Below are 13,177 nucleotides of genomic sequence, written 5' to 3'. Positions count from 1 at the left end.
CGCCATTTACATCAAGCAAATATCCTGAAGAAGGAGATGAAGTTCCTATTCCCACTGTTCCTGAATTTGAATTGTAAATATTATTTCCGGAAAATTTCCATCCGCTAATGGAAGAAATATTTTTAAATGTTCCGTCGCCGCTCAACACTTGATTGGTATCACCGGAAAAATTTGTGCGCGCTAAATTTCCATTCACGTCGAGCGAAACAAAACCGTTTCCTGCGCCTGCGAGATTGTTCACGCGCAATGTGCCCGCGCTCGTGAGCGTCATGCGCGCGATGTTGTTCGTGCGGAAACGCAAATCTGCTGCGTTGGTGGAACCAAAAAAATCTGTGGTGGAAACATTATTTCCGTTGTTGCTCCAGAAGGGAAGATTCTGCGAGAACATAGGAATGCTGCTAATTGCAAGCGTAATTACCAATGAAATTTTCAGAAATAGGGGGGGGTATGTGACATGAGTTGGAGTTTTGTAAATGCAAGTTAATGCGGAAATATATTAATGTCAATTTTAGGTGCTTTAATTCGACCAAAAAGGAAATTGACAAGATGAAATTGGGTAGCGTATCAGTTTGAAAAATTCTTTGCGCCTTTGCGGTTAAATAATAGAATGGTTTAGGAACCACGAAGGCGCCAACCTGCCCGCCGCACTTTGCCTACACACCGAGGCGGGGACGCAAAGTTGAATCGCAATAGAACAAACTGACCCACTATAGAATGATTTTATAATCTGGATCATAACCCGATCCCGATAGCTATCGGGATTCGTACTCCCATCCTATTTCTGCGGCGTAATCCCCTGCACGATCTCCGTAATTCCTTTTACAAGATTATCGAGATCATCCATATTCGTGTACACATTCGGGCAAATGCGTGCGCCGTGAATATTTTCCCAGTTGATGGCTACGCAGTGAATACGGTATTTCTCCATCAGCTTCAGTTCTATTTCTTCCGGCTTCACTCCATCGATGGAAATGTTGGCAATGGCGCAGGAATGTTTTGCATCGGCCGGTGTATTTATTTTCACGCCCGTAAGTGAAATAACTTTTTTTGTCCAGTACTCTTTTAAATAACGCAACCGTGCTTCTTTCCGCGCAGAACCAATGAGATTATGAAAATCTACTGCCGCGCTGATCGCCATTTCCGAAGCGAAAGAACGTGTCCCTAATGATTCGAATTTCCGGATGTCGGTTCCATCGGGTTCATTGTTCGAAAGCAATGCCCATATATCTTTTATTTTTTCTTTGCGTATCCACATCATCCCGCTTCCGAACGGAGCGCCCAGCCATTTGTGCAAACTCGTTGCCCAGTAATCGCAACCGAGATCAGGAATTTTAAAATCGAAATGCGCAAAACAATGCGCGCTGTCGCATACTACATCTATGTTACGCTTGTGCGCCTCATCCGCGATCATGCGCACGGGAAGAATCTGTCCCACCCAATTGATCATGTGCGTAACGTGAACCACTTTTGTTTTATCCGTAAAGAGCGAGGTGTATTTTTTTGTGAGCGCCACATCATCGGAAGAAGGAAGTTCATGATCAACCCAGACTAATTTTACGCCGTCGCGTTTTTCCCTCTGCTTCCATGCGTTGAGCATATTCGGATAATCCTGTTTCGAAACAATGATCTCATCGCCCGGTTTTAAATTCATTCCGAAAATAATCGTGTTCAGTCCTTCCGTAGAATTCCTGTTGATGGCCACTTCATCGGGAGAAACGCCGGCGAGTTCCGCAAGTTTTTTTCTCAATGGTTCTCTTCCTTTATCGAGTTCGCGCCACATGTAATACGAAGGCGCTTCATTGCAATATTTATAATAATTGATGTGCGCATCCTGCACCGGTTTCGGTTGCGGACTCACTCCGCCATTGTTGAAATTCGTAATGGCAGGAGTAATATCATATTGTTCGCGCACCCAACTCCAGAAATCCTCGTCGGTAGTGATCGCGCCCGGATCCATAGCATTGATCCTTGCGAAAAGTTCTTTTGCGTTTTTTCCTTTTTTGTTATCGGCGAAGAGCGGTGTCAATAAAGGAGAAACAGTGAGTGCGCCGGCGGTGAGGCCGATCTGTTGTAAAAATTTTCTGCGGTCAGACATGAGGGGAATTGTTTGAAGAGGAATAAATGTACTAAAAGTTATTTACGGCATAAATAAATAGAAGCTTGACTTGGGCAACGGCATTTTTCGAAGCATTTTGTGACGATTATACAATGAAAATTGACAAGGAAAACGAAGGATATTCCCTTTGTCTCAATTGTATTTGGTGCATTAATGCAGGCTTTTATTGACGCTCATTCGGGATTGTTGAAAAAAAAGCATGAATATGAATAAATTTTTCACTCCGGCCGGTTATCGAAATTACCTGCCCTTCTGCAGAAATAATGCATAGCCGCACTGAATGCCATCGATAATCGGCGCTGGAAAATCAATGCTGTTATCCTTTTCTTCATTCGGACAATGTGCGATGAAATGAATTTCCAGAATGATTTGAATTATTTTTAGCGGCATCCAAAAAATAATTTATGAAACACAAATTCCTATTTCTACTGCTATTCATGATGAGTGGCGTTTCCCTTTTTTCGCAACGCAACATTTCGAAAGTGAATGTACTCTTCGGGCCCTTTTTCAAAATGTATCACGTGAGTCAGGAAATGAAACTCGGCGATCGCATTTCGGTTGAGACCACCGTGAAAGCGAGGCCGCCACACAGTTTTCATAGCGGCGGACTCGGCGTGATCAATACCGATAGTGTTCCTTACGATCCGTTTTCAAGCATGAGAATGTTTGCACTCGGCAACGTAACAGAATTCCGCATTTATGGAAAAGACAAAGGAGCGCTGCACGGATTTTATTTCGGCCCGTATTTTTCCTACACTTATTTCAAATTAAAATCAGATCCGGTACCCGGCAAGTTCCATGATTCGAACGGCGTGGAGTATGATGCCGATGTAACGCAAACCGTGAGCATAGGAATTACCGGCGTAGGACTTGAAATAGGAGTACAGGGATTTATTAAAAACAAAGTCGCATTCGACTGGACCATACTTGGAGTCGGACTGGGAGTATTCAAATTAAAAACAAACATAGATGCAACGAATACTTCCAACAATTTCGATTTCAGAAATTACACGGACGACATCAACAAGGCCACTTTCGGAATTGAAAAAATAATTCCATTCAACAAAACGATCGACACAACGAGCGTATCCATGGTAGCAAGAGCTCCCTGGCCACTTATTGAAACAGGATTATCAATTGGATTTGCTTATTGAAATTCTTACCTGGCCTTTTTCATTCGGATCTTCAGTTTTGTTTTTAATGCCGCTTCATTCTGTAAGAAGCGGCATTTATTTTTATTGAGTAACTTGCATAAAAATAAATCCCATGAAATATTTTTATCTCACCCTCTTCATCCTTCCATTCAGTCTTCATTCGCAAACATCGGTTACCAACTCCCCATCTGCGGCCGTCACTTCACCGTCCTCCGCGTGTTTGGCCTGCCCCGGAGAGATATGGAACAATGAAACGAATGTTTTTTCGGCAAACAACATGTTTGCATCAGTTAACCTCACTGCGAATGGAAATTGTTTTCAGAGCACATGTTATGCTTCGCGTTTTCTCTATGCTTCTGCTTTCGGATTTTCTATTCCGGCTGCTGCTACGATCGATTCTATCATTGTCGACATTCTCCGCGTTACCAATTCGCCTGCGTCTGCGCGCGATTCTATCGTTCAACTTACTGATGGAGTTTCTATGCTCGGCGCCGATCTTCATTCTACAACTTTGTGGGCGACCACTGCAACCACTGCAACTTACGGCCATAGCGATCCGCTCTGGAGTTACGCATTCACTCCGGCAACCATCAATGCAGTCAATTTCGGAACGATGCTTAAGGTGATGAATATTTCCCCGATGACAACGAATGCGGGAGTGGATCATATTCAAATGACAGTTTATTACTCTACAACCACTGGAATTCATTCCGCTACTGCAGCTCCTTCGTCAGTAACATGGATCAATAACAACGAAAATATTTCTGCAAAAATTCACCTCGACAAAAATGTGCAGTGTACTTCCAATCTCTACGATGCGGAGGGAAGATTATTGAATTCAAAAGATCTTGGTTTACTTCCAGCCGGAGATTATGAGATTGTTCCGCAAGAATATTTTCCGGCACGTGAAATTCTTTTCTGGGAAATAATTCCGGGCGATGAAATATTTTCTGAAGAATTTGTTACGCCTCAAAACTGAAAATTCTGAATTTTTGTCAATGAAATATTTTTTATCAGTTCTTTTTATTTTTATTCTATTTACTTCTACTTCCTGTCATCTTTTGAAAAGCAGTGCTAAGGAGCAGAAAGAATCTCCCGGTGGTCCGGGTGTGGGAACTGCTTCGGAAGGCAGCGGACTTACTTACGATGATGCGGTGGTCATTGATGCAACAAAAGAATCGGATGGCACTACTGCGGAATATGATTGGCTGAAAGTTCACTATCCCGGTTATGCGTTGATCAAACAAACGCTCGTTTACAATAACAACAAACCCTACGACAAAATGGATATCCGCACTGCAGATGGGGAAAAGAAGACGATCTATTTTGATATTTCAGCGTTCTTCGGAAAATTCTAAGGGAGGATTACAGATTTTTACGGAATACTGATTACAGATTAACGGATGTTCCGGATACAATTCTTATATCAAAAATCAGTTTACATCCGTAATCAGTATTCCGTAAAAATCTGTAATCCTCCCTTATTTTTTTTTCATCAGAAATAAATACTCATGGCATTTTCCATCACTGTTCACCCACTCGTTTGTCCATCGCATATTTCCCATTACATTTTTTTTGTAATCGATATCGATCACTTTCAGAATTTTTCCGTTGGAGTTGAGAATATCATTCAGTTCTTCTTTCGTTGCACGTCCGCCTGAACTATACGAAAGCAGAATATATTTTGAATTTGTTTCTTCAATGAGTTTGCGGATCGCGTTCATGGCAATAAATTTCCCCTGTTCATCTTTACGGAATTCTTCGAAAACAGAAGGAGCAAAATCATCACGGGAATCTTCGCGGCGATTTACTTTTCCGAAAAGATCCGGCTTATCATTTTTTATTACTGTTGTCCAGATGTGGTAGTACGATGAGTAACGAACGCGGCTCGGCGGCATTTTATCATTGTTGGAACCATAAGGCGGATCGAAGTAAGCGAGGTCGAATTCACGCCCTTTTATCGTTTCAAAAATATCTCCTTTGATCACTTCATTTTTTCCTTCGCTGATGAATAAATCCGGCAATTTAAGAAGCAGGTCCTTGTAAGAACGTGGCGACCATTCAGCGAGATAAGCCACATAATGTCCAAGCGTGCTGTCAACGGAATCAAGTGCAAGAATCAAGCTGGTAAGTGCAACTGCTTTTTCAATTTCATCGAGATCCATTTTATCGATCTCTTCGCGAATAGCGTCCAGCTTCCTGGTATTTTTCTTTTGGAATGGGCGTTTTTCTTTATTCTTCAAATTACCACCGTAAAACTCAGTAAACCATCCGTCGCGCCCTTTTAGTGAATTCAAATGTTCGATAATAGGGCGATAATGCTCTGGTGGTTTTTTATTCAACAAAAAACATTTTCCAAAAGTTCCGGACCATTCGGAAATATCACTGGAGGTTGTATTAAAACGCAACCTTGCAAAAGCCTGGCTCACTCGCGTAGATCCGCTAAAACCATCCAGGACATTTTTTATTTCAAGTTCTGAAACACAGTCCAGGATATGAGGAAGTATTTTAAGTTTGGAGCCAGCGTATTTTATGCCCTGGGTGGATGGGGTGGCAAGCGAGGAAGGAATAATTCCTGAGTTCATATTATTTTCTAAAACTATGATTACGCGGAATCTTTTACATCGCTTTCGGATCCTCCTGGTAGAGGCCGTGAATATTTCCATCGGGATCTTTGAAATAGGCAAGCCACCCAACTGCTGGTATAGCCATTTTAGGAACTACAATCTGTCCGCCGGCTTTTTCAATTTTTTTTATGTGCTCGTCAATATTTTCAACGTTGATGGAATTCGCAATAGGTTGCGCCGGATCTTTCCGTTTCATTAATCCGCCATTGATACCGGGAGCTTTTTCATCGCCGGTAATGACTGACCAATATTCCACCGTACCGAACTGCCGGAATTTCCAACCGAAAACTTTAGAAAAAAATTTCATATTCTTTTCCGGATCGGTGCATGGAATTTCGAAATGCACTACTCTGTTGTTCATGAAAGTTGTTTTTGATTTATTTTTTAAATGGATAAACTCATCAGATCTTCGTGAATCTGTAATATTTTTTCCATGATGGGTTCTTTACCATCATTGAGAATAACCACATCAGCATATTTCAGTTTCTCATCATTGGTCCACTGATTTTTCATTCTACGGAGAAAATCTCCTTCCGAAATATTATCGCGCTTCATGACCCTTCGGATACGGATTTCTTCCGGGGCAGTCACCAGGATCATCTTATCTACGCTCTTGTCACCGATCTCAATGAGAATGGCGGCCTCTTTGATAATATATTTTGCATCTGAATTTTTTCGGCAGAATTCGTCGTAAATTTTTGCTACTGCCGGGTGAACTGCCGCATTCAGTTTTTTTAATTTTTCTTTATCGTCAAAAACGATGGCCGAAACTTTTGCGCGATCCAGTTTACCATTAATATAAATATCATTCCCGAAAATACTTTTGATGGAATTCTTCAGTTCCTCATTTTCATTCTGAAGATCACGCGCAACATCGTCTGCTTTGAAAACAGGAATACCCAGCACACGAAAAATTTCTGCGATGACAGATTTCCCTGTACCTATTCCGCCCGTGAGACCGATTTTAAGCATAACCGAATTTAGAATTTTTTATTGATTGAAAGTAGAAGCCATCTCAAAATTGCGTTTCATTCCTTTTCACCGCAAAGACGCTAAGGACGCGAATCCTATCAGGTAATTTTGAGATAGCTTCTAAAAAGAAAAGGCGCCGTAAAATTCAGCGCCTTTTTATCATAAAGAATTTTTCTTTAATGCATTTTCACAATGCGCGTAGTTCCTGATTGTTCCGTTCCGTTCATCAAACGAACAAAATAAACTCCATTCGTAAGATCGTTTCCGAGTGTAACGTATCCTTCTGCAGAATTGATGGACTGTGCAGAAACTATTCTTCCTGCTACATCCCGCACTTCTATATATGCGCCGGAAACAGGAGCAGATGCAAGCAGGTAATGAACCGTAGTAGTTCCGTCGAACGGATTCGGATAAACAGAAATTCCGTTATCAGTAATGATCGGAGAAATTCCGGTGACAGAATCAGTAACGAGAAAATTATCGAAAGCCGATTCTACGATATGGCCCGGAGAAGCATCTGCAGTATAAACCTGCAATTGCATATTCGCTGTTGGTGTGATGTATTGTCCTACTCTCCAGATTTTATGGATCCACATTGATTGCGCGGCAGAAGTTGCCGTCACCGTTTCAAGATTCACCGTCGTTATTCCATTCGAAAGGCGGATGATCAATGAATCATTCGGATTTCCGAAACCACCTGCATTGAAGAACCAGCGATCATAAGATATCCACGCATCGTTGTAAGTAGAAAGATTCATCGCCGGCGATTTCAAAGTAGTAGAACCATTATCCACATCATCATCGGAAGAACTACTGCCGATATTTCCGGTCACATAACATTTATCAAAACAATCCGTGTTCACATCGTATTCCGGGTTCGCATCACCGGGAGTATTGTAAGTAGTTCCGAGCGGTTCTCCTCTCACCCACATTCCTGTTGTGATGGTTGCAGAATTGGTTACAGTCCATCCGAGATCGAAAGTGAAATCGTCCTGATAGCCGGGCGTCATTGTATAATTGTGAACCGGGTTATTCGGGCTTACAGAATCAGTTAAGCATTGCATGAGATATCCCCAATCACCAACACCAATGTTGTATTGATCGGTAACCACATTGCATGCACTATAATTTCCTGCGCCGTTCGATTGATAATTGTAAGTGTTGTTTGCACTCACAAAATAAACCTGCGCACCGGCAATAGTTCCTGACGTAAGAGAATTGGTGAGCGTTCCCGAAAGTGCAGTTGCATTCGGCGAATACATTTTGATATTGAACGTGTCGAGTTGCGCCGCTGCAAAATTCACATTGTTGATCACATAATTATTGTAACCGGGTTTGCTGAATGTAACCGTGTATGTTCCCGGGATTGCAGTTCCGGTTGCGAAAGTTCCTGTTGCATCAGTTTGATCAACCACATTCACCGTTCCTATCGTAACTGTAACTCCGGAGAGTGGCGTATTGCACACACTGTCCATCACCGTACCTTCGAGATAACATGCGCGCACATAATTCGGAGTAAAAACATAAAGTCCGTCTTCAATATTTGAAGTGACAATAGTTCCTGAAGGAAAGAAAGGATAAACGCCCCAGGTTCCGTTGAAACCATTTCCGCTTCCCCCTGTTGCAGGCGTGTACATATCGTACCATCCTACATTCACAAGATTATGCGGACGGGTAATGTCGGTGATCACAAATCCATCGCGATACCACGAAGTGATCGCCCAGTTATTTTTTATATGCGTGTTGTGCACAATGGAACCGGATGCAGGATATTCCGATTGTATTTTATCTACCGCCTGAATATTTCCGAGATTGGAAATATCATAAGCAGTGAGATAAGAATTTGAATTTTCATCGGTCGTGAATAAATATTTTTTTCCGTTGCTCGGCCATGCATTGTGCGTGAATGCCGTGGTGGTAGTTTGCGTAGCAAGTGTAACAGGAGCCGCTTTATTCGTCATGTCGACCACCGCAAAAAATCCTGCGTAAATATGACAGGAGTACATCGTATCATTATCCACATAACAGTCGTGCACATAATTGCTCATCGGGTTCTGATATTTTCCAACGTAAACAGGATTGTATGGATCTGCATTCAGATCACACACAATGCATCCACCACCAAAAAGATTGGAACCATTGAGATAAATAAAACCTTTCGTGGTATCAATATGAAGTGAGTGAATATTCTGGATCTGCCCGGCAATTGCACCATCTCCGGTATAGAAATGATAATTATAACTTGCCGCTGAAGTAGCAGGCAGCGCATTGAGATCCACAATCTGCAATCCTACATTCGCTTCTGTTGTGACATAAGCGTAATGCCGGTAAATTTTTATTTCTTTCCACTCATTGTCGGTATTCGGGATCTGCACAATGTGAACGGGACTATTAGGAACGGTAACATCCACAATGTCCATGCCTGTGGAAACGCCCACCAATGCATATTCCTCTCCTGAAGAAGTGGTGTAACCGCAGATGTTCGCAGTTGTATGCGTTGGATAAGTATAATTCGCCTGGTAAGTGACGTTGAGTGTCGATTGGGCGAAGGTATTTGTTGCCGCAAGTGAAAACAAAGCAGCAAAAAGAATTCTGTACTGGTTTTTCATTGGTGGGAATATTGATTAATAAATGAGGGGAGTCGTTCAAATTAACGCAAAAAAAACCTACTTATCAAGTGGTTTTTTATAAGTGGAAAGAGAAAAATCCCTGCTATTTCAGCTTCTTCACTTCGGCGAGTATGCCTTTTCTTACAGCATCGTTCACGGCAAACAATGGCAATCTCACTTTTGCGCTGCAGAGTTTCATTGATTCCATTGCCACTTTCACTCCACCGGGATTTCCATCGGCAAAAAATAATTTTGTCACCGGCAAAAGCCGGTAATGTAATTCTGCTGCCTGCGCATATTTTCCTTTCAGGCAAAGCCGTGTCATCTCGGAATAAAATTGCGGGTACGCATTGGCAACAACGGAGATCACGCCGTCTCCTCCGGAAGCAATGATGGGAAGTGTAAGCAGATCGTCGCCGGATATAACGAGAAAATCTTTCGGACGATCTTTAATGATGGTCATGATCTGTTCCAGATTTCCTGATGCTTCTTTCACCGCAATGATATTCGGAAAATCGTGCGCGAGTTTCAAAGTTGTTTCTGCAGAAATATTCATTGCAGTTCTTCCGGGAACATTATAGAGGATAAGCGGAAGCGGCGATGCATTTGCAATTTCTTTGTAATGTTCATAGATGCCCCGCTGATTCGGTTTGTTGTAGTACGGGCCGACTGAAAGAATTGCAGAAACGCCGCGCAGGTCGGAAGAAGTGACCTGATGAATAACTTCCGCAGTATTATTTCCGCCTATGCCGTAAACAATGGGAACTCTTTTTTTTACCGCCCAAATTGCCTGCTCGAGCACCGAACGTTTTTCATCATTGGAAAGTGCAGGCGATTCTCCGGTTGTTCCCATCACCACGAGGTATTCGCATTTTCCGTTGATGATATGTTCAATGACACGTGTGAGTGATTTGAAATCGATGGAACTGTCTTTGCGGAATGGAGTGACAACAGCAACGCCGGTACCTTTGAAAAGATTTTTTGTGCGGGGAGAAACCTGGGAAGACATGCGATGGATTTTGGAATGGCAAATGTAATGAGTATTGAGTACTGAGTAGTGCGTGTGGAGAAATTGTTTACAGGATCACTACTCGCTACTCACCCGCCGGTTTATTGATCATAGCAAGATAAGTATCCACCTGGCGGAGGAAAAATTTCAAACCCTTTTCTTTGGGTGATTCGAGCAGCAGGTCGTGAATGGAATCGTTCTCCGTGAATCGTCCCACTTTGAATTTTGCAACGGAAGTCGCGGCCACATACGTAAGAACGGACTCCTCACTGAAATTAAGGTCGATGAGAATATCGTAAGGTTCTTCAATGAAATTCGTGATGATGTGATCGGTGGGTTTGCCGTACCAGTTGTGCGATTTTTTTCCAAAGAAATCATAATCCACTTTTGAATATTGCACGGAGGGTTCGTCTTTCGTGAGATAATAGCCGATCGCTTTCACTTTCTTTTTCATCTCGCGCAGGTAGAGCACATATTTCTTCAGCAATTCAAAATCTTCATTTGTAGTGAAAAGGAAAATAATACCGATCGTTTTCGAATCTTCGATATTGCAAACAACTTTTTCACGCGAAATATTCTTAGCATCGGATCGGATCTTCGATACGGCGAATTTCTTTTTTATGTTATCAGCGAGCGCCATTTATTTCACAAGCCGTAGTAATTCATCTTCTGTAATGATGGGAATTCCCAGCTTTCCTGCTTTTATTTTTTTCTCCGGCCCCATATTTTCCCCAGCAACAAGATACGAGGTTTTGCCGGAAACAGATCCCGCGTTTTTTCCACCATTCTGTTCTATGATCGCTTTCACTTCATCTCGAGAACGTGAAAAAACTCCGGACACTACAAATATCTTCCCTGCTAATTTCTCACTCCGCAATGAAAGTTGTTCTTCAGAAAGTTCGAATTGCAATCCTTCCTGTTTAAGTTTTTTCAATGTGGCAGTATTTTTTGTTTCAGAGAACCAATCGTAAACACTGTTGGCGAGTATCTCTCCCACTTCAGGAACTTCGATCAACTCTTCGCGTGATGCATGCGCGAGTGCATTGATGTTTTTAAAATGGCCTGCGATCTTTTTCGCCGTGGTCTCTCCCACATGCCGGATCCCCAATGCGAACAAGACTCTTTCAAAAGGAATTTTTTTCGATTGCTCAATTCCTTCAATGAGATTATGCACCGACTTCTCTGCCATGCGATCAAGGCCGAGCAATTCTTTTTTCTTTTTGTGAAGATCGTAGAGATCGGAAATAGTGTGAATGAGTTTTGCGTCGAATAACTGGCCGATGGTTTCCGCACCGAGCGAGTCGATGTTCATGGCGCGCCGGCTCACGAAATGTTCAATCTTTCCTTTGAGCTGCGGCGGACAACCATTTTCATTGGGGCAAAAATGTTTTGCTTCCTCTTCACCACGCGCAAGTTTCGAATTGCATTCGGGACAATGCGTGATGTATTTCAGCGGTTGTGAATTCTTTTCACGTTTTTTCAGATCGACACCAACAATTTTCGGAATGATCTCTCCGCCTTTTTCAACGAACACGGTATCGCCGATCCTGATATCCATTTTCTCAATGATGTCGGCATTATGCAGCGAAGCATTTTTCACAACCGTTCCTGCCAACTGAACAGGATGAAGATTGGCTACAGGTGTGATCGCGCCCGTGCGCCCGACCTGGTAAGTGATGTTGAGCAATTTTGTGGAAACAGTTTCTGCTTTGAATTTAAATGCAATAGCCCAGCGCGGAGATTTTGCAGTGAAACCCAGTGCGCGCTGTTGTTCATAGTTATCCACTTTGATCACTGCGCCGTCCGTTTCAAAATCCAGCTCGTGTCTTTTTTTATCCCACTTCTGAATGAATTTTAAAATTCCTTCGAGCCCGCGAACTCGTTCAGTATAAACCGGAACTTTGAATCCCCATTTGCGCGCAGCTTCCAGCGATTCGAAATGTGTTTTGAACGGAAGATTTTCTCCCAATAAAAAATAAGAGAAGCAATCGAGTTTCCTTCCAGCCACCACTTTTGAGTCCTGCATTTTCAGAGTGCCGGCAGCGGCGTTGCGCGGATTTGCCAATGGCGATTCACCGATGTCTTCTTTTTCTTTATTGATGGAATTGAAAACACTTTTCGGCATGAACACTTCTCCGCGGATCTCGATATCGGCAGGCCATTCATTTTTTTTCAATTTGAGCGGAATGCTGCGAATGGTTTTTGCATTCGTGGTCACATCATCGCCCTGCACGCCATCGCCACGCGTGACCGCCTGCGTGAAAATTCCTTTTTCATAACGAAGGCCGATGGCTACTCCATCATATTTCAATTCACAAACATAAACGGGTTCATCACCACCCAATCCTTTCCTCACACGTTCATCAAAATCAGCAAGCTCCTGTTCACTGTAAGTATTTCCCAATGACAACATCGGGTAACGGTGTTTAACGGTGACGAATTCTTTCGTGATCTGTCCGCCTACACGCTGCGAAGGAGAATCATTTTTCCGAAGTTCAGGAAATTCTTTTTCGAGCGCTATCAGCTCTTCCATCATTTTATCAAACTGAAAATCGCTGATGGAAGGTTCGGTCAGCACATAATATTTATAATTATGCTCTTCGAGTTCTTTGCTCAGAATTTCAATTCTTTTTTTTGCCTGCTCTTTATTCATGTTGCAAAAATATTTTTATCATTCTTATTTTTCTCAC

The 13,177-nt window shown here is 42.5% G+C and carries 12 protein-coding genes; 3 read left to right on the top strand and 9 right to left on the bottom strand.

Translation table 11 applies throughout. The features are described 5' to 3' along the window. Positions 1 to 388, bottom strand: a 388-nt coding sequence (locus HY064_09375) for a hypothetical protein (GenBank protein ID MBI3510865.1), incomplete at its 3' end; no start/stop codon positions are given. Between the two features lie 387 nt (positions 389 to 775). Then, entirely contained in the window at positions 776 to 2,095 is a 1,320-nt protein-coding gene (locus HY064_09370; GenBank protein MBI3510864.1) for an aminotransferase class V-fold PLP-dependent enzyme, read from the bottom strand. A 425-nt stretch (positions 2,096 to 2,520) separates the two neighbouring features. Here HY064_09370 and HY064_09365 point away from each other — a divergent pair, with 425 nt between their 5' ends. From HY064_09365 to HY064_09355, 3 genes are all read left to right on the top strand, one after another. Then, the gene (locus HY064_09365) at positions 2,521 to 3,270 is read left to right on the top strand and encodes a hypothetical protein (GenBank protein MBI3510863.1); all 750 of its coding nucleotides are present in this window, start codon (positions 2,521 to 2,523) and stop codon (positions 3,268 to 3,270) included. Positions 3,271 to 3,382: 112 nt separating this feature from the next. Continuing rightward, the gene (locus tag HY064_09360; GenBank protein ID MBI3510862.1) at positions 3,383 to 4,249 is read left to right on the top strand and encodes a hypothetical protein; all 867 of its coding nucleotides are present in this window, start codon (positions 3,383 to 3,385) and stop codon (positions 4,247 to 4,249) included. Between the two features lie 19 nt (positions 4,250 to 4,268). Further along, positions 4,269 to 4,628, top strand: a complete 360-nt coding sequence (locus tag HY064_09355; GenBank protein MBI3510861.1) for a hypothetical protein — start codon at positions 4,269 to 4,271, stop codon at positions 4,626 to 4,628. 123 nt (positions 4,629 to 4,751) lie between these two features. Here HY064_09355 and HY064_09350 read toward each other — a convergent pair whose 3' ends face one another. The 7 genes from HY064_09350 to ligA all read right to left on the bottom strand — a co-directional run bounded on the left by HY064_09350 (position 4,752) and on the right by ligA (position 13,140). Next, positions 4,752 to 5,855, bottom strand: a complete 1,104-nt coding sequence (locus HY064_09350) for a DNA adenine methylase (protein MBI3510860.1) — start codon at positions 5,853 to 5,855, stop codon at positions 4,752 to 4,754. A 34-nt stretch (positions 5,856 to 5,889) separates the two neighbouring features. Next, on the bottom strand, positions 5,890 to 6,258 hold the full coding sequence (locus HY064_09345) for a VOC family protein (GenBank protein MBI3510859.1): 369 nt from the start codon (positions 6,256 to 6,258) through the stop codon (positions 5,890 to 5,892). Positions 6,259 to 6,281: 23 nt separating this feature from the next. Then, the gene (locus tag HY064_09340; GenBank protein MBI3510858.1) at positions 6,282 to 6,869 is read right to left on the bottom strand and encodes a dephospho-CoA kinase; all 588 of its coding nucleotides are present in this window, start codon (positions 6,867 to 6,869) and stop codon (positions 6,282 to 6,284) included. Between the two features lie 176 nt (positions 6,870 to 7,045). After that, the gene (locus HY064_09335; GenBank protein ID MBI3510857.1) at positions 7,046 to 9,478 is read right to left on the bottom strand and encodes a choice-of-anchor B family protein; all 2,433 of its coding nucleotides are present in this window, start codon (positions 9,476 to 9,478) and stop codon (positions 7,046 to 7,048) included. Positions 9,479 to 9,581: 103 nt separating this feature from the next. Next, on the bottom strand, positions 9,582 to 10,487 hold the full coding sequence (locus HY064_09330; protein MBI3510856.1) for a 4-hydroxy-tetrahydrodipicolinate synthase: 906 nt from the start codon (positions 10,485 to 10,487) through the stop codon (positions 9,582 to 9,584). 85 nt (positions 10,488 to 10,572) lie between these two features. Beyond that, the gene (locus tag HY064_09325; protein ID MBI3510855.1) at positions 10,573 to 11,127 is read right to left on the bottom strand and encodes a hypothetical protein; all 555 of its coding nucleotides are present in this window, start codon (positions 11,125 to 11,127) and stop codon (positions 10,573 to 10,575) included. Further along, the gene (gene ligA, locus HY064_09320; GenBank protein ID MBI3510854.1) at positions 11,128 to 13,140 is read right to left on the bottom strand and encodes an NAD-dependent DNA ligase LigA; all 2,013 of its coding nucleotides are present in this window, start codon (positions 13,138 to 13,140) and stop codon (positions 11,128 to 11,130) included. It lies immediately after the preceding gene. Positions 13,141 to 13,177: the final 37 nt, after the last annotated feature.

Source organism: Bacteroidota bacterium (assembly GCA_016194975.1).
Taxonomy (GTDB): domain Bacteria; phylum Bacteroidota; class Bacteroidia; order Palsa-965; family Palsa-965.
The sequence above is the reverse complement of the archived record's forward strand: the minus strand, read 5'-3'. Positions and strand labels throughout refer to the sequence as shown.